At 65.7% G+C, this 17338-nt stretch carries 13 protein-coding genes, 1 tRNA gene and 1 pseudogene; 4 read left to right on the forward strand and 11 right to left on the reverse strand.

Annotated elements, in window-relative coordinates; all coding sequences use genetic code 11:
- From VVR41_RS07040 to VVR41_RS10750, 4 genes and pseudogenes are all read right to left on the reverse strand, one after another.
- Positions 1 to 905 (reverse strand): alpha/beta hydrolase (locus VVR41_RS07040; RefSeq protein ID WP_368524161.1); only part of this gene is annotated, 905 nt, incomplete at its 3' end.
- 201 nt (positions 906 to 1106) lie between these two features.
- Positions 1107 to 1180: transfer RNA gene (locus VVR41_RS07045), tRNA-Arg, on the reverse strand.
- Between the two features lie 94 nt (positions 1181 to 1274).
- Positions 1275 to 2081, reverse strand: coding sequence for an alpha/beta hydrolase (locus tag VVR41_RS10745; protein ID WP_409338292.1), 807 nt, complete (start codon positions 2079 to 2081; stop codon positions 1275 to 1277).
- Positions 2082 to 2087: 6 nt separating this feature from the next.
- Positions 2088 to 2879, reverse strand: a pseudogene (locus VVR41_RS10750) (alpha/beta fold hydrolase); the annotation flags it as partial.
- Between the two features lie 130 nt (positions 2880 to 3009).
- Here VVR41_RS10750 and argS point away from each other — a divergent pair.
- The 4 genes from argS to thrB all read left to right on the forward strand — a co-directional run bounded on the left by argS (position 3010) and on the right by thrB (position 8413).
- Positions 3010 to 4662 (forward strand): arginine--tRNA ligase, encoded by a 1653-nt coding sequence (gene argS, locus VVR41_RS07055; protein ID WP_368524163.1) that lies wholly within the window; start codon positions 3010 to 3012, stop codon positions 4660 to 4662.
- A gap of 3 nt (positions 4663 to 4665) precedes the next feature.
- Positions 4666 to 6003: a diaminopimelate decarboxylase gene (gene lysA, locus VVR41_RS07060; RefSeq protein ID WP_368524164.1), complete on the forward strand. Its 1338-nt coding sequence runs from the start codon at positions 4666 to 4668 to the stop codon at positions 6001 to 6003.
- A 115-nt stretch (positions 6004 to 6118) separates the two neighbouring features.
- Positions 6119 to 7471 (forward strand): homoserine dehydrogenase, encoded by a 1353-nt coding sequence (locus VVR41_RS07065; protein ID WP_368524165.1) that lies wholly within the window; start codon positions 6119 to 6121, stop codon positions 7469 to 7471.
- 12 nt (positions 7472 to 7483) lie between these two features.
- Entirely contained in the window at positions 7484 to 8413 is a 930-nt protein-coding gene (thrB, locus tag VVR41_RS07070) for a homoserine kinase (protein ID WP_368524166.1), read from the forward strand.
- Here the strand turns inward: thrB and VVR41_RS07075 are convergent.
- Genes VVR41_RS07075 through VVR41_RS07105 form a run of 7 tightly spaced genes read right to left on the reverse strand, consistent with a single transcriptional unit; the run spans position 8400 to position 17241 of the window.
- Positions 8400 to 9431, reverse strand: a complete 1032-nt coding sequence (locus VVR41_RS07075) for a ThiF family adenylyltransferase (protein ID WP_368524167.1) — start codon at positions 9429 to 9431, stop codon at positions 8400 to 8402. The two genes, thrB and VVR41_RS07075, sit on opposite strands and share 14 nt — an antisense overlap.
- The gene (locus VVR41_RS07080) at positions 9424 to 9888 is read right to left on the reverse strand and encodes a molybdenum cofactor biosynthesis protein MoaE (protein WP_321103748.1); all 465 of its coding nucleotides are present in this window, start codon (positions 9886 to 9888) and stop codon (positions 9424 to 9426) included. The genes VVR41_RS07075 and VVR41_RS07080 overlap by 8 nt, the downstream gene beginning before the upstream one ends.
- Positions 9875 to 10348, reverse strand: a complete 474-nt coding sequence (locus VVR41_RS07085) for a MogA/MoaB family molybdenum cofactor biosynthesis protein (protein ID WP_321103749.1) — start codon at positions 10346 to 10348, stop codon at positions 9875 to 9877. Before VVR41_RS07085 ends, VVR41_RS07080 begins: the two co-directional genes overlap by 14 nt.
- Before the next feature lie 34 nt (positions 10349 to 10382).
- Positions 10383 to 11135, reverse strand: a complete 753-nt coding sequence (gene narI / locus VVR41_RS07090; RefSeq protein ID WP_321103750.1) for a respiratory nitrate reductase subunit gamma — start codon at positions 11133 to 11135, stop codon at positions 10383 to 10385.
- A 9-nt stretch (positions 11136 to 11144) separates the two neighbouring features.
- Positions 11145 to 11837: a nitrate reductase molybdenum cofactor assembly chaperone gene (gene narJ / locus VVR41_RS07095; RefSeq protein ID WP_368524168.1), complete on the reverse strand. Its 693-nt coding sequence runs from the start codon at positions 11835 to 11837 to the stop codon at positions 11145 to 11147.
- Positions 11834 to 13510 (reverse strand): nitrate reductase subunit beta, encoded by a 1677-nt coding sequence (narH, locus tag VVR41_RS07100; RefSeq protein ID WP_368524169.1) that lies wholly within the window; start codon positions 13508 to 13510, stop codon positions 11834 to 11836. The genes narJ and narH overlap by 4 nt, the downstream gene beginning before the upstream one ends.
- A complete protein-coding gene (locus VVR41_RS07105) occupies positions 13510 to 17241 on the reverse strand; it encodes a nitrate reductase subunit alpha (protein ID WP_368524170.1) in 3732 nt (1243 codons plus the stop codon). Before VVR41_RS07105 ends, narH begins: the two co-directional genes overlap by 1 nt.
- Positions 17242 to 17338: the final 97 nt, after the last annotated feature.

Consider the following 17338-nt stretch of genomic DNA (forward strand, 5'->3'; position numbering starts at 1 on the left):
CTTGCGAGGGTTTCGGCGTAGGCGACGCCTTCGTCGCGAAGCGGATCGAACCCCGCCACCGCGACGTAGGCGGGCGCGACCTTGGCCAGCAGATCGCGGGGCGCGAACAGGGGAGAGATGCGCCAGTCACGCAGGTCATCGCCGCTTTGCGTGTAGTGCCCGCGGTACCATTCCATCTGCTTGAGCGTCAGGTAGTGGCCGGTGGCGAACTCCCTGTACGAACCGGTGGAGAACTCCGCCAGGTTCGTCACCGGGATAAACAGCACCTGTAGCGCTGGCTGCTCGACGCCTCGTGCGGCGCGCTCGAGGCACGCCACTGCCGAGAGGTTTCCGCCGGCGGAGTCGCCGGCGACAGCAACGCGCCGCTTATCGACGCCCACGACGTTGCCCGCAAGCACGTCGTCGAGAAGCGTTGCGACGGCATTAACCGCGTGCGGGAAGGGGAACTCCGGGGCCAGGGGATAGTCGACGAGGATGACCTGCACCTGGGCGTGGCGGCAGATGAAGCGGGCGGTGTTGTCGTGGGTGTTGAGCGACCCGGCGACCCACCCGCCGCCGTGCAGGTAGACCACGGTCGGGAGAGCCTCGGTGCGTTCGGTGAAGCCCTCCGGGCGGTAGATGCGCACCGTAGTGTCCGCAATCGTGTCGTCCCACACCGCGCCGACCTTGATCGTTGGCCCGGCGCCCATGCGGGAATCGGCCTCGATGATCTCGCGGGCCTTGGGCGGGGAATGGTCAGAGAAGTCCTCGCTGAGCAGCTGCACGGCCACATTCGAGACGCGGACGTCGGGGCTCAGGGTCAATCCGTCGGTGGAACGGGTGGTGCCGAACAGCGACAACAGTCTGTTTGGAGTGGCCTTGAGCGCGGCCGCTGCGGCAGTGTTGAAGGCGTCATGGAGTTTCATGGCGTCATACTAGAGTGACGGATCCCTCAAACAACAGGGTTGACTTTCCCTTCTGGGGTGTTTAAAAGGGCCGTCTGCTTCAGGCTAAGAACGCATGGGTAAGAAACCTCCCGAATCACGGAAAATGGCGGATTCTTAGCCTTGTGTTCTTAACCGGAAGGGAAACAGTCGCGGCAGCCACACCGGCCTGAAGATTTTTTGTGTCCCCGACAGGATTCGAACCTGCGACCTTCGGTACCGGAAACCGATGCTCTAATCCACTGAGCTACGAAGACAATCGTCGTCCGCCACCAGGCGGCGCAACGAGTTACTACCTTATCACCCCGCCGAAGCGGGGTGATAAATGGCTGGGGCTCGGGTGCTTTGGGGCTACTGCGCCTGGAAGAACCCGGGTGCGTCGCTGGCGGCGGCGTTGCCGGTGCGCAGGTAATCGACCACCAGGCGGTCGACAGCCTTGTTGCCGAGGGCGACGTGACCGTGGCCGGGGCCGTGGACTGTCACCAGCTGGGAGCCCATCGCGTTCGCGATGGTGCCGTGGCCCGGGTACGGGGTTTGCGGGTCGTTGACGCCATTGATCTGCAGCGGGCGGGTGGTAAGGCCCGCGCCGCTCAGCGGTACCGGTGCGGCGACGGGGCCCGCACCGTTGCAGAAGGCTCCGGATCCGATCATGGCGTTGGGTGCTGTGAAGATATCGCCGGTGACGAAGTTCGACCATGCGTAGGCGGGCAGGAGCGAGTAGTCCGGCGGGGTGATGTTTTCGTTGCACATCTGCACGGCCTGCAGCTGGGACAACGCGATCATCTGAGAGACGAGCTCCTCTTCAATCTCTGGTGACAAGCCGTCCGGAAGGGGATTTGCGGGTGCCGTGCCGTTCGTCGCGCGGGCGAGCATGTCCCAGTTCGCGGACTGGGGGAGAACGCTGCGGGTAAGAATCAGCAGCTCGGAGGTGGCTTGGTTCGCGCCGGGGTGGAGCATGCGCGAGACAATGCCCTCGCTCTCGACGCGGGCGCGGCCGGTGGCAGTGATGGCGTCGGCACCCGCTTGGCCGGCGAACTCGAGGCCGGGCGGGAGGTCGCCCACGCGAGCCGGGGGCGGGGTGACGGTGGGGTTGGTTCCAGTTTCGGCGACGATCCGGTTGGACCAGAACTGGTAGGCCTTCAGCGGGGTGTCGCCCATGCCGTAAGTGTCGTTGTTGGCCGCCACCCACGCGAAGTACTCGTTGAGGACGCGCTCGTAACCGCCCTGCTGGTCGCGCATGAGCTGCTGCCACTGTGCGTTGGGGTCCATCGCGGAATCGAGCACGACCTTGCCGGTCGTCTGCGGGAAAAGGCTCGCGTATGCGGCACCGAGGTAGGTGCCGTAGGACAGGCCCATGATCGAGATCGAGTCGTAGCTCAGCGCGCGGCGGGCGGCGTCCCAGTCGCGAGCGTTGTTCTCGGTGGTCAACGTTGCGCCGAAGCCAGGGACGGGGCCGTCGCACATCGCGCGGGACTGGGCGCCCGCGACGAAGACGGAGTCGGACATGAGCTGGGCGATGGAGGAGGCGTCGTCAACCTCGGGGAGGGTGCACTCCAGCTGCGTGGAGTACTTCAGTCCGCGCGGCTGGACCGCGATCAAGTCCCACTCGTTGCGGATTTCCTGGGGCCAGTCGAAGCCCAGCCCGGTGCTGCCGAAGTAAGAGAAGGCGTCGCCGCCCGGGCCACCGGGGTTGCCGAAGAGCGCGCCGCGGCGGGCAGACGGGTTCGCGGCCGGGATCTTCAGCACGCCGATGGAAATCTTCGGCCCGTTCGGGTCGTCGTAGCGCATCGGGGTGTCGAAGCTGCCGCACTGCGCCCCGGCAACGTCGACGTGGGGCGGGCACGATTCCCAACGGATGTGCGGGGCCGGCTGGGCGGATGCGGCGGGGGCGGCGACCGCTCCCGCGGTGACGAGGGCTGCTCCGATCAGGCTGGTAAGACTCTTTGCTAGCGGCATTTTATGCAACGCGGCAATCCTTTCGAGGTGGTGGCACGATTCTCACCCCGCCTACTGTACGTCCCCGCAAAAATGGTTGCCCGGAGCCTGATAAGGACGATGTCCGGTGCCTGAATTAGACTTGCGTCCCATGACGCCAGCAGATCTCGCTACTGCCATCAAGCAGGCCACCGCGGCCGTGCTTTCGTCCCACGACCTCGACGCTTCCGTCGTTCCCGAGACGGTGACGGTTGAGCGCCCGCGCAATCCAGAGCACGGCGATTACGCAACCAACGTCGCCCTCCAGGTGGCCAAGAAGGCGGGCACCAACCCGCGCGAGCTCGCAGGGTGGCTTGTTGAAGCCCTCTCGGACAACCCCGCCATCGACAGCGCAGACGTCGCTGGCCCCGGATTTATTAACCTTCGCCTAGCGGCGGACGCCCAGGGCAAGATTGTCACCGACGTGCTCGAGGCGGGCACCGGCTACGGCACCTCCAGCGCGTACGCGGACGAGAAGATCAACCTCGAATTCGTCTCCGCCAACCCGACCGGACCCATCCACCTGGGTGGCACCCGCTGGGCCGCTGTGGGCGACTCGCTCGGACGCGTGCTCGAGGCGGCTGGAGCGCAGGTCACCCGCGAGTACTACTTCAACGACCACGGCGGCCAGATTGATCGCTTCGCGCGCTCTCTGGTGGCCGCGGCGAAGGGCGAGCCCACTCCGGAAGACGGCTACGGTGGAGACTACATTGCGGAGATCGCTCGCGGGGTCGTCGAGAAGCGTCCCGATGCTCTCGAGGGCGCGGCCGAGGACGTCCAGGAGACGTTCCGTGCTGAGGGCGTGGAGATGATGTTCAGCCACATCAAGAAGTCGCTGCACGATTTCGGTGTGGACTTTGATGTCTACTTCCACGAGAACTCCCTGTTCGAGTCCGGCGCTGTGGATAAGGCGATCGCGACGCTGAAGGACAACGGCAACCTCTACGAGAACGAGGGCGCGTGGTGGCTGCGCTCGACCGACTTCGGTGATGACAAGGACCGCGTGGTGATCAAGTCAGACGGCGACGCCGCCTACATCGCGGGTGACATCGCGTACGTGGCCGACAAGTTCGACCGCGACCACTCGCTGGCGATCTACATGCTCGGCGCCGACCACCACGGCTACATCGCGCGCCTGCGCGCGGCCGCCCAGGCGCTTGGGTACAACCCCGAAGCGGTCGAGGTGCTCATCGGCCAGATGGTCAACCTCGTGCGCGACGGCAAGCCGGTGAAGATGTCCAAGCGCGCCGGCACCATCATTACCCTCGACGACCTCGTCGATGCGATCGGTGTTGACGGCGCCCGCTACGCACTGGTGCGCTCGTCGGTGGACCAGACTTTGGATATCGACCTTGACTTGTGGACGAAGGCGTCCTCGGACAACCCCGTCTACTACGTCCAGTACGGCCACGCCCGCCTGTGCTCGATTGAGCGCCGGGCGAACGAGGCCGGGGTCACTTACGACAACCCTGACGTCGCCTTGCTCAGCCACGACAAGGAAGGCGACCTGATCCGCACCTTGGGAGAGTTCCCGGCCGTGGTCACCGCCGCCGCGCAGCTGCGCGAGCCGCACCGCATCGCGCGTTACGCCGAGGAACTGGCCAGCTCCTTCCACCGCTTCTACGATTCGTGCCAGATCCTGCCGAAGGCAGGGGAGCAGCCGGAGCCGATCCACGCCGCCCGCCTGGCGCTGGCAATGGCAACGCGTCAGGTGCTGGCCAACGCACTACACCTGGTCGGTGTGAGCGCGCCGGAGAGGATGTAGCACGTGGCGGAACACACCACTTTCAACGACCTGCCGCAGCACGTCTGGCCGCGCGGCGCCGCCCGCCAGGAAGACGGCGTGGTCACCATCGCCGGGGTCCCGCTGACGGAGATCGCCGAGGAATACGGCACCCCCGTCATGGTTGTGGATGAAGACGACTTCCGCTCTCGCTGCCGCGACATGGCCCGCGCGTTCGACGGCGCACACAACGTGCACTACGCCTCTAAGGCGTTCCTCACCCGTCGCATCGCGACGTGGGTCGATGAGGAAGGTCTCGCGCTCGACGTCGCCAGTGAAAACGAGCTGCGTATCGCGCTTGCCGCAGGGTTCCCGCCGGAGCGCATCACCGTCCACGGCAACAACAAGTCGGATTCCTTCCTGCGCTTGTGCGTGACCTCGCACGTGGGGCACGTGGTGATCGACTCGCACCAGGAGCTCGCGGAGCTCAACGCGGTCGCGACTGAGTGCGGCCGGATCCAGGAGGTGTTCATCCGCGTCAAGCCTGGCGTGGACGCGCACACCCACGAGTTCATCGCCACCAGCCATGAGGACCAGAAGTTCGGCCTGTCCCTGGCGTCGGGATCCGCGTTCCGGGCGGCGGTTGAGGCAATCGAGGCTGACCACCTTGCGCTGACCGGCCTGCACTGCCACGTCGGCTCCCAGGTCTTTGACGCGGAGGGGTTCAAGCTCGCCGCCGAGCGCGTGCTCGCCTTGTACCGCCAGATCTGGGAGGAGCGCGGCGTCGCTCTCGAATACCTCGATCTCGGCGGCGGCTACGGCATCGCCTACATGCCGGAGGAAGAGCCGCTCGACGTCACCGCCGTCGCCGGCGACCTGCTCAGCGCCGTCCGCGAGGCCGCGGCGGAGCTGGAGATCACCGCGCCGACCGTCGTCGTCGAGCCGGGCCGTGCGATCGCCGGGCCGTCCACCGTGACGGTCTATTCCGTGGGCACGATCAAGGACGTCCACACCTCGTTCACCACCTCGCGCCGCTACATTGCTGTCGACGGCGGCATGAGCGACAACATCCGTCCGGCGCTCTACCAGTCGGAGTACGACGCGCGCGTGGTCAACCGCTTCGTCGAAGGCCCCGAGACCGAGACACGCCTGGTGGGTTCGCACTGCGAATCCGGCGACATCCTGATCAACAACGCCATGTGGCCGGCAGACGTTGCCCGCGGCGACCTCGTCGCCCTGGCGGCAACGGGCGCCTATTGCTACTCGATGGCGTCGAACTACAACTCGTTTGGCCGTCCGGCTGTCGTCTCCGTGCGCGCCGGCCACGTCACCCCGATGGTGCGGCGTGAAACAGTCGACGACATTCTCGCTCGGGAAGTCTAGGCCGCCTAGAACGAGCACCGCGGCGAAATCAAAGGTCGCGGAAAAACAGACCAATCCGTACACTCAGCCGAGTACCACGTACACAGCACGACTTATTGAGGAGCACCCGAGGAACATGACTGCAGCACACGTTGAGGACCGCAACGGCAATTTCCCCGGCAAGGGAATCGGCGAGGCCGTCGGCGTTGCCATTCTGGGTAAGGGAACCGTGGGCTCCGAGGTGCTGCGCCTGATCGGCGAGTTCGGGGAGAACCTCGAGCAGCGCATCGGCGGGCGCATTGAGGTCCGCGGCGTGGCCGTGTCCAACCTCGAGCGCCACGCCGGCAGCCCGGAGCTCGAGGGCCTGGAGCTGACGGACGACGCCCGCTCGCTCATCTCCCGCGACGACGTCGACATCGTCGTCGAGCTCATCGGCGGCATCGACTTCCCGCGCGAGGTCGTTCTCGAGGCGCTGAAGAACGGCAAGTCGGTCGTCACCGCCAACAAGGCACTCGTGGCCGCGCACGCCGACGAGCTGTCTGCCGCGGCCAACTCTGCGGGCGTGGACCTTTACTACGAAGCGGCCGTCGCGGCCGCGATCCCGGTCGTCGGTATGCTGCGCCGCTCGCTCGCGGGTGACCAGGTGATGCGCATCTCCGGCATTGTCAACGGCACCACCAACTACATCCTGGACGCCATGACCACCTCCGGCATGAGCTACGACGAGGCTTTGGCCGAGGCGACCCGCCTCGGGTACGCGGAGGCTGACCCGACCGCCGATGTCGAGGGCCACGACGCCGCTTCCAAGGCCGCCATCCTTGCGTCCATGGGCTTCCACACCCGCGTCAACTTCGACGACGTCCACTGCGAGGGCATCACCAAGATCACCGCGGACGACATCGAGGCGGCCAAGGCGTCGAACGAGACCATCAAGTTGCTCGCCATCTGCGAGAGGCTTGTCGACGACGCCGGCAACACCACCGGGGTCAACGCCCGCGTGCACCCGACGCTCGTGTCGAATGAGCACCCGCTGGCGAGCGTCGATAAGTCCTACAACGCCATCTTCGTGGAGGCGGAAGCCGCGGGCCGACTCATGTTCTACGGCAACGGCGCCGGCGGCGCGCCGACGGCCTCTGCAGTGCTGGGCGACCTCGTGGGCGCGGCGCGCAACAAGGTCCACGGCGGACGCGCCCCGGCCGAGAACCCCTACGCCGACTACCCGGTCGTCGACTTCGGCGAGGTGACCACCCGCTACCACATCAACATGACGGTTAGCGACCGCGTGGGTGTGCTCTCCGACCTCTCGCGCACCTTCGCCGATGCGGGTGTGTCCCTGTCGGCCGTGCGCCAGGAGGAGTCCGGCAACGAGGCCCACCTGATCGTGGTCACCCACGCGGCTCTGGAGAAGCAGCTGCAGGCGATCGTTGACACTCTGGCGAGCCACGAGGACGTCCTCGCGGTTAACTCCGTGATCCGCCTCGACGCGTAAAGGACTTCGGAGATGGCAACAGAGCTGCCCGTAGGGCTGAAAGCAACCGTTAACGTGCCCGGTTCCTCGGCGAACCTCGGGCCCGGCTTCGACACCCTCGGCCTCGCGCTCGGGATCTACGACACCGTCGAGGTGGAGGTCACCGAGTCCGGCCTCGAGATCGAGATCTTCGGCGAGGGCGCCGACGACCTGCCGCGCGACTCCTCGCACCTGGTGGTCAAGGCGATCCAGTCTGGCCTGAGCGCCTCCGACGTCCACGCGCCCGGTTTGAAGGTGAGCTGCACCAACGCCATCCCGCAGTCCCGCGGGCTCGGCTCCTCGGCCGCCGCCGCGGTCGCCGGAGTCGTCGCGGCGAACACGCTCGCGGGTAGCCCGCTTGACGACGCCGCCGTAATCCAACTCGCCTCCGCCTTCGAGGGCCACCCCGACAACGCCGCGGCCTCCGTCCTCGGCGGGGCCGTCGTGTCGTGGACCGATATCCCCGTCGACGGGGTGTCCCACCCGGAGTACCGCGCAATCAGTGTGCCCGTGCACCCGGATATCCGCGCGACAGCGCTGGTTCCGAACTTCCACGCGTCAACCAACGCCGTGCGCAAGGTGCTGCCCAGCCACGTCACGCACCAGGACGCGCGTTTCAACGTCTCGCGCACCGCGGTGATGACCATGGCCATCCAGCACCACCCGGAGCTTTTGTGGGAGGGCACCCGCGACCGCTTGCACCAGCCGTACCGTGCCGACGTGTTGCCGGTGACCGCGGAATGGGTTAACCGTCTGCGCAACCGCGGTTTCGCCGCGTTCCTCTCCGGTGCGGGCCCGACCGCTTTGGTGCTGAGCACCGAGCAGGTTCCGGCCGAGATCCTCGACAGCGCCCGCGAGGCGGGCCTGCGCGTCATCGACCTGGAGATCGCCGGCCCCGTCTCGGCGCAGCTCAGCCGCCCGTAGCAGAAAAGTACTGCTCGAGGCCGCCGCGCAGGCTCGCTAGCCCGTGGACACCGCGGGCGGTGAGCGCCTCGACGGCCTGTGCTGAGCGCATCCCGCGCGCGCACACGACAACGGCGCCATTTTCGGCCTCATCGGGGGTCACACCCGCAAGGATGTCTCCGAGCGGGTAGTTGACCGCACCCGGCAGGTGGAAGGCGGCGAACTCCTCAGGCTCGCGCACGTCGATGACGGTCGCGCCCGCGGTGATGGAGGCGACCTCGGCGGGGCCACGCGGTGGATCGCTGCTGCGCACCCGCTGCGTGACCGCCGGGTCGGCAGTAACGGGGATGCGCTCCCACGCCGCGGCCAAGCTGTCGTAGTAGGCGATTTCGCCGATCAGCGGCGAGCCGATCCCGGTGACGATCTTGAGAGTCTCCATCGCCATGGCGGATCCGACCACGCCCACCACCGGGCCGAGGACTCCGGCTTCGGCACACGAGGGAACGCTGCCCGGCGGCGGCGGGGCAGGGAAGACGTCCTCGTAGACAGGTCCGCGCCCAGCCCAGAACACCGACATTTGCGCCTCAAACCCCAAGATGGACGCCCAGATGTGGGGAATACCTAGCCTCGCCGCCGCGTGGGAGGCGACATGGCGGGTATAGAAGTTGTCGGTGCCGTCGAGGACAACGTCGGCCCCATCGAGGATACTAAGCGCATTGTCCCAGGTGAGACGGTCGGTGACCGTGTCGAGGTGTACGTCGGGGTTGATGTCGGCAAGGCGTGCGCGCGCCGACTCTGCCTTGGCGCTGCCGACGGTGCCCGTCGAGTGCAGGATTTGGCGGTGGAGGTTGGATAGGGAGACGAGGTCGTCGTCGATAAGCGTGATGCGCCTGATCCCAGCTGCCGCGAGATAAAGCGCGGCGGGGGAGCCGAGCCCGCCAGCGCCCACGATCGCGACATGCGCGGCGCGGATGCGTGCCTGCGCCTGTGCACCGACGAGCGTGACCTGGCGCCGGTAGCGTTCCTGCGAACTACTCAATGCCCACCCACTGCGTTGTGCCGTCGGCCATGCCCTGCTCTTTCCAGATCGGGACCTCAGCCTTGACGCGGTCGGCGATCTCAGCGCATGCCGCAAACGCTTCTCGACGATGCGCCGAAGCAACCAGCACGACAAAGGCGAGCTCCCCAATCGGAACGGGGCCTGTGCGGTGGGCGGCGAAGGCTCGTACCGGGGTGGTGGCGACGATCTCGCCGACTACGCGCTCAAGCTCCGCCGCGGCGGTGGGGTGCGCCTCGTAGGTTAGGTCAGCGACTTCGGCGCCGCCGTCGTGGTCGCGGACGATGCCGTCGAAACGGACGAGTGCTCCCATTGCGCGGGTCGTCGTAGTAGCTACGGCATCGGCCACGAGCTTATCGAGGGGTTGATCGGTGATGGCAGTGCCGATGACCACCGAGGTTTGGGCAGCGACGTAAGCGGGATCTTTAGGCGTGGTCACGGTTGCCCTCCATGAGCGCGACGATGTGGCCAAGGACCGGTTCCAACACAGCGCAGCCGTCCGCAACGCCGCCACGCGAACCCGGCAGAGTCATGACGAAAGTCGTGCCAGAAATACCCGCCACCGCGCGCGAGAGAATCGCGGTTGGGGTCACGGCTCGCCCGTTCTCCCAAAAAGCGTGGACGATGCCGGGCAGCTGTTTGTCCAGCAAAGGTTCGACGACCTCCACGGTGTAATCGTCTGGTGTGATTCCGGTCCCGCCCGAGGTGAGAAGGACCGTGGGTGAATCCGCGAGGGCAGCGTGCACCGCTGGGGCAAGCTCGGCATCCGCGACAACGGTCGCGTCGGGGGTGTCAAAGCCCTGGGAGCGAAGGAACTCCACGGCTACCGGGCCGGAGCGGTCCTCGTACTCCCCGGCTGCGGCGCGGGTGGAGGCAACAATGACGACGGCGTTTCTCATTAGGTGCTCCACAATACAAGGGCCAGGCGTAAAGCTAGTGCTTGCCCAGTGGGCTGCGCAGCGGCTCCCACTGCGCCTCGGATCGGCGCGAACGGGAGTCGCCGCCACGCGAGCGGTACACGACGTAGGGTCGAGTGACGTAGCCGACCGGAGCGGAGAAAGCGTGGACCAAACGCGTGAACGGCCACAGAGCGATCAGGGTAAAGCCGGCAACCACATGGACCTTGAATTGCCACGGCGCGTTCGCCATGAGCTCGGGGTGCGGGTTGAAGACCAGCAACTGGCGCAGCCACGGCGAGATGGTTTCGCGGTAGTCGTAACCGTGCGGCCCGCCGAGCAATTGCAAGGACACCGTGGCAACAAATCCGCTGAGGATCGCGGCAGCAAGAAGGATGTACATGACTTTGTCCGAGCGCGATGTGGAGAGGAACACGGAGCGGTTGACCACTCGCCGGTAGACGAGGCCAGCCAAGCCGAGGACCACGGCGATGCCCGCTATTGTGCCGGGGATCGTCGCGATCCAGTGGTAGGCGGTATCGCTGACGCCTACCGCGCGGGTCCACTGCTTGGGAATGGCAAGACCCATCAGGTGGCCGATGACGACGAACACCATGCCCCAGTGAAACAGCGGCGACGAAAGGCGCAGCAGCGTGGATTCGTAGATCTGGGAGGAGTGGGTGGTCCACCCCATCTGGTCGTAGCGCCACCGCCAGAGGATTCCAATGGCAAAGGCGGCAATGGCCAACCAGGGGAAGGCGACCCAGAGGAATTCTTGGAAACCGTTCATGTCGAGTCCTTAGACGAGGTCGGGTTGGGCGGTGGGAAACGGGAGGGGAGTCGTGTCGAGGCCGACAAGCTCTGACGGAGGACCCTGGCGGATCAAATTGATGTAGCGCGCCGCCGTCGACTCGTCGATGTGGGGCAGGGACATGCACAGAGCCGTGATCAGCGAGGAATACGCGGAACCGAGGTCGGTGAGCGCCCGGCGCAGCACCTCGATGCCCTCTCGGTGGCTGGCCACCATGTCGACCGCGGTGGGAAGCGACTCCTCGCCGCACAGGGCCAGCGCTTCGAGGACGACGCAGAGGTGATCGGGTAGTTCGTCCGAGATCTCCTCCACGCCCAGACCCGCGAGCTGCTGGCGGAAGGCGAGAATCGCCGCGCCGCGCTGGCGGGTATCCCCTACGGAGTAGTAGCTGAGAAACAGCGAGCATCGCCGCCGCTGGTCGAAGGTGTCCACATACTCCTCCTGCAACGCTCGCAGATCCTCCCCGCGCGCGTAGGCGATGAAGTCGCCCACCTCGTGCGCAACGGTGGGAGGCAGCATTGGGAGTTGCTCGGCCACCGCGTCAACGCGGGAGGGAAAGTCCTCGTCCGGGTAGCGGAGCAGCAGCGAGACCGCCATGGCGGTGACCCGGCGCTGCTGCACATCAATCTCGACGGGTGCGACGAACTCATCCGGTGTCGGGCCGGCGTGGGTGCGCCTCACTGCTCACCCTCCCGGCGCGCCAGTGTGCCATCGGACGGGTTTTCCGGGTCCGGGGTGGGCACCGACGCTTCCGGAGCACCTTCCGTGGTGGTCGGGAACATCGCGTCCGGGCGTCCACCTGACCAGGTCAGTAGCGACACCTTGCCGCCTGTGGGGTTGGCTGCCTCGGTGTGGCAAGCCGCCGGCGCACCCATCCCGAGGTTGGTCATGAGGTTCGGTTTCGCGGGGTCGACTCCGCCGAAGGGGTCGAGATTCTGCATTCCGCGTGGGGATTCCGGCGAAGCCGAGGGAATGACGTAGCGGTCGTCGTACTTGGCAATCGCCAGGAGCCTGTACATAGCCTCGATCTCGGAGCCAGTCATCCCGACTGCACCGGCGATGTCTTCGTTTGTGTCCCGGCCGAGATTGATGTCGCGCATGTAGGAGCGCATCGCGGCGAGGCGCCGCAGCGACAGCTCCACAGGGCGAGTGTCTCCGGCGGTGAAAAGTCCCGCCTGGTACTCGAGCGGGATGCGCATGTTGGCGATAGCACTGAGGAGGATCTTGTGGTCTTCACCGTCATTGCCGGTTCGCGTTACTTGGTCGACGATGGGCGACAGCGACGGGATGTACCAGACCATGGGCAGCGTGCGGAACTCCGGGTGCAGCGGCAGCGCCACCCCGAAACGGAAGATGAGGTCGTAAATGGGCGACTGCTGCGCCGCCTCGATCCACGTGTGCGGGATGCCTTCTTCCTGCGCGGCGCGCGCAACCTCTGGATCGTGGGGGTCGAGCAGGAGGCTCTTCTGTGCCTCAAACAGATCTTCAACATTCGGCGTGGACGCGGCTTCGGCGACGCGGTCGGCGTCGTAAAGCAAGACTCCCAGGTAACGCAGCCGGCCGACGCACGTTTCAGAGCACACCGTCGGCTGGCCGACCTCGATGCGCGGGTAGCACAGGGTGCACTTCTCGGCCTTTCCGGTCTTGTGGTTGAAGTACACCTTCTTGTACGGGCAACCGGACACACACATGCGCCAGCCACGGCAGGTGTCCTGGTCCACGAGCACGATGCCGTCCTCGGTGCGCTTGTACATAGCACCTGACGGACACGAAGAGACGCACGTCGGGTTGAGGCAATGCTCGCAGATACGGGGGAGATAGAACATGAAGGAGTCCTCGATCTCCTTCTTCACCTCGAGGTTCATCTGCTCGAGAACACGGTCTGCGTCCAGGGTTTCCGTGGAACCGCCGAGGTTGTCGTCCCAGTTCGACGACCACGAAATGGTGTCCATCAGCTTGCCGGTCAATTGGGACTGCGGTCGCGCCGTCGGCTGGGTCTTCTGTCCTGCCGGGGCGGCGAGGAGTCGCTCATACTCGTAGGTCCACGGCTCGTAGTAATCCTCGATGGAGGGCATGTTCGGGTTGTGGAACAGTGTGGCGAGGCGGCTGATCCGGCCTCCCTGGCGCGGCTTGAGCTTGCCGTTTCCGGTCAGCGTCCAGCCGCCCTTCCACTTGTCTTGGTCTTCCCACCTCTTCGGGTAGCCGACACCCGGGCGGGTCTCGACGTTGTTAAACCAGACGTATTCGGTGCCTTCCCGGTTCGTCCACGCCTGCTTGCACGTGACGGAACACGTGTGGCAGCCGATGCACTTGTCCAGGTTCATCACCATGGCAATTTGGGCCATGACCTTCATTAGTACTGCACCTCCTGGGAGCGGCGGCGGATGCGGGTAACCTCGTCGCGGTTGTTGCCCGTCGGGCCGATGTAGTTGAAGTAGTACGACAAGTGGCCGTATCCACCTGCCACGTGGAGCGGCTTGATTGTGATTCGAGTCAGAGAGTTGTGAGTTCCGCCGCGGCGCCCCGACTTCTCGTTGAGAGGTGTGCCCACCGTGCGTTCCTGTGCGTGGTTCATGATCACCGTGCCCTCCGGGATGCGGTGGGTGACGATCGCGCGCGCCGAGACCACGCCGTTGCGGTTGTACAGCTCGACCCAGTCGTTGTCCGCCACGCCGATCTTGGCCGCGTCACGGTCGGACATCCAGACCACTTGTCCGCCGCGGGAGACGGACAGCAGGTGGAGGTTGTCGAAGTACTGCGAGTGGATCGACCACTTGTTGTGCGGCGTCAGGTAGCGCACGGTGATCTCCGGGTTGCCGTCCTCGCCCGTCAGCAACTGGCCGGGGGCGGTCTCACCGTTGAGTCGCATGCGGTCTAGCGGCGGCTTGAACACGGGGAGCTGCTCGCCGTAGTCGATGAACCAGTCGTGGTCGATGAAGTAGTGCATGCGGCCCGACAGGGTGTTCCACGGCTTGCCCATGCGCAGGTTGAGGGAGAACGCGGTGTAGCGCCGACCGTCGCGCTTGTCTCCGGACCACTCCGGGGAGGTGATGACTTCCTGCGGACGCTCCTTGACCTGGTCCCAGTTGATCCGGACGTCCTCCGTGCCCTCCCAGAACTCGCGGGTGTCGGTTCCCATGAGCGTGCCCAGGTTCTCGAAGCCGTTCCGGGCGACCGCGCCGTTGGAGACACCGGACAGGTGCATGATTGCCTTCGCCGCCTTCACCGCCGAGTTCAGCGACGGAAGCGGCCCGTCCGCGGTCTCGGACGTGCCGAGCATGGAGTACAGCTCCTCGACCTGCTGGGAGACGTCGAAAGGCGTGCCGTGGACGTTGGTGCCGGCCTTGGCGGACAGAGGGCCGAATGCCATCCACTTCTCGAAGATCCGGGTGTAGTCGCGCTCGACGGGGATGAGCTTCGGCATTGTCTGTCCCGGGATGAGGCCGACTTCGGCTACGTCAGGGACGACGCCGTTGGCCATCATCGGGTTGATCTCGTCCGGAGAATCGTGGTTCAGCGGTGCCGCGACGACGTCGGTCTGGGTGCCGAGCCACCTGGCGGACAGACGTGAGACCGCATCTGTCATATCGCGGAAGATCTCCCAGTCGCTGCGCGCCTCCCACGGTGGGTTGATCGCAGCGTTGAAAGTGTGGATGTACGGGTGCATGTCCGTCGTGGAGATGTCGTTCTTCTCGTACCAGGTCGCCGCGGGGAACACGATATCCGACACCAGGGTGGTCGAGGTGTTGCGGAAATCCGTGGTCATCATCAAATCGAGCTTTCCGATGGGCGCATCGTCGCGCCACCGGATCGACTCCGGTCGGTCCTCGGGCGGGAGCTCGGTTGCGGAAACGTCGGAATCGACGCCCAACATGTGCCGCAGGAAGTACTCGGTCCCCTTCGCGGACGAGCCCATGAGGTTGGTGCGCCAGTTGAGCAGGATGCGCGGCCAGTTCTCCTCGGCATCCGGGTCCTGCGCCGCGAACTCGAGCTCGCCGCTTTCGAGCTGCTTGACGACGTACTCCTTGACGTCCATCCCCGCCTTATTGGCCTCCTCGGCGAGGAGCAGCGGGTTGCGGTTGAACTGCGGGTAGGACGGCATCCATCCGCGCTTCATCGCCTCGACGAGCGTCTCCGACAGGAACTTGCCTTCGGCTGCGCCGTTGCGGGCGAGCGGGGAGGAGAGGCGCTCAGCCTTCGAGTTGTCGTAGCGCCACTGTGACGTGGTCAGGTAGTAGAAACCGGTGGTGATCATCTGACGCGGCGGGCGGTTCCAGTCTGCCGCGAACGCGTACTGGCTCCACCCGCTTTGCGGGCGCAGCTTCTCCTGCCCGACGTAGTGGGCCCACCCGCCGCCGTTGACGCCCTGCGTGCCGCACATGGAGGTCAGGGCGAGGAACGTGCGGTAGTGGGAGTCCGCGTTGATATAGTGGTTCACTCCTGCGCCCATGATGATCTGCGAGCGTCCCTCGGACACGAGTGCGTTGTGGGCGAACTCGGTGGCGATGCGCTCGATCTGGGCGACCGGAACGTTGGACAGTTCCTCGGCCCATGCCGGGGTGCCGACCTCGGAGGCGTCGTTGAAGTCCACCGGCCACTTACCGGGAAGATTCAGCTCGGGACGGTTGACACCGTAGTGGGCGAGCAGGATGTCGTAGACAGTGGTGACGGTACGCCCGTTGACCTCGCGCACGGGGACTCCGCGGCGGTACACACCCGCGCCGATCGGGCCGGTAGAGCCCAGTGCGTCCTGGGAGGCGTCCTTGTCGAAGCGCGGGAAAGAGACCTCGGCAGTGGAGAACTCGTCAGTCTCCGCGATCGACATGATCGGCGCGACGCCCTCGTGGTTGAGGTTCCATTTTCCGGGCTGGGTCTTGTAGTGGTCGGCCAGGGTTCCGCCCGGGTCGACGATGCGGCCGCTGGCCTCCATGTTGAGCAGGCGGTACTCGGAGTTGTCGGTGGCGGCAAGGGGGTCGTCGTCAAGCTTGTCGGCGGTGAGAAACTTCCCGGGGGCGAAGGAGCCGTCGGCAAGCTGGTCGAGCTCGACGAGGAAGGGCGAGTCCGTGTACCGGCGCATGTACTCCATGAAGTACTCCGGAGCCTCGGCGACGTGGAACTTGCTCAAGATGACGTGGCCCATGGCGAAGGCGAGCGCGCCGTCGGTGCCCGGCTCCATGCGCACCCACTCGTCGGCGAACTTCGCCGCGTCGTTGAAATCGGGGGAGACTGAGACGACCTTGGTGCCCTTGTAACGGACCTCCACCATGAAGTGGGAGTCGGGTGTGCGCGTGACCGGGATGTTCGAGCCCCACATGATGAGGTAGCTGGAGTTGAACCAGTCGCCAGATTCGGGCACATCCGTTTGATCGCCAAACGTCTGCGGGGAGGCGGGCGGCAGGTCGGCGTACCAGTCGTAGAACGACAAGATGGCGCCGCCGATTAAGCCGAGGAACCGCGTGCCCGCCGAGTACGACACCTGGCTCATCGCGGGGATCACGGTAAAGCCGGCGATGCGGTCCGGGCCCCACTGGCGGATCGTGTACACGTGGGCGGCGGCGGCGATCTCGATCGCTTCTTCGTAGTCGACGCGGACGAGCCCGCCTTTACCGCGCGCGCCCACATACGCACGTCGCTTCAGAGGATCCTGCTGGATGGCCCTCCACGCCAGGACCGGGTCGCCGTCGTGTACCTGCTTTTCGTGGCGGTACATGTCCAGCAGCGCGCTGCGGATGTACGGGTAGCGCACGCGCGTGGGTGAGTAGGTGTACCAGGAGAACGACGCGCCGCGCGGACAGCCGCGCGGTTCGTACTCGGGAGTGTCGGGGCCGGCGGTGGGGTAGTCGACAGCCTGCGACTCCCATGTGATCACACCGTCTTTGACGTAGACCTTCCACGAACACGATCCGGTGCAGTTGACGCCGTGCGTTGAGCGGACCACCTTGTCGAAGGACCAGCGGTTGCGGTAGAACACGTCTGCCTGGCGCCCGCCTTCCAGGAAGATTTGCTGGCCCGACGGCGTCACCTTGCCGTGACGGACGAACCCGCCCAGGCTGAACAGCGGGTTCGAGGGGGAAGCTGTGGTCATGGTGGAGCTCCTTAGCGCAGGTGATCGGGCGACTGGCTGAGAATTGGGGGCGATGAGGTGGGTGTAGGCAATCCTGATGCCAGCGGACATGTCCAGG

The sequence above is a fragment of the Corynebacterium sp. LK2510 genome (assembly GCF_040946405.1).
Classification (GTDB): domain Bacteria; phylum Actinomycetota; class Actinomycetes; order Mycobacteriales; family Mycobacteriaceae; genus Corynebacterium.

Excerpts from the sequence above, each read along its gene's own strand:
- VVR41_RS10745 (WP_409338292.1), bottom strand. The coding sequence starts at position 2,081 with ATGGGCGACACCCCGCTGAAGGCCTACCAGTTCTGGTCCAACCGGATC.
- argS (WP_368524163.1), top strand. The coding sequence starts at position 3,010 with ATGACGCCAGCAGATCTCGCTACTGCCATCAAGCAGGCCACCGCGGCC.
- VVR41_RS07065 (WP_368524165.1), top strand. The coding sequence starts at position 6,119 with ATGACTGCAGCACACGTTGAGGACCGCAACGGCAATTTCCCCGGCAAG.
- thrB (WP_368524166.1), top strand. The coding sequence starts at position 7,484 with ATGGCAACAGAGCTGCCCGTAGGGCTGAAAGCAACCGTTAACGTGCCC.
- VVR41_RS07085 (WP_321103749.1), bottom strand. The coding sequence starts at position 10,348 with ATGAGAAACGCCGTCGTCATTGTTGCCTCCACCCGCGCCGCAGCCGGG.
- narI (WP_321103750.1), bottom strand. The coding sequence starts at position 11,135 with ATGAACGGTTTCCAAGAATTCCTCTGGGTCGCCTTCCCCTGGTTGGCC.
- narH (WP_368524169.1), bottom strand. The coding sequence starts at position 13,510 with ATGAAGGTCATGGCCCAAATTGCCATGGTGATGAACCTGGACAAGTGC.
- VVR41_RS07105 (WP_368524170.1), bottom strand. The coding sequence starts at position 17,241 with ATGACCACAGCTTCCCCCTCGAACCCGCTGTTCAGCCTGGGCGGGTTC.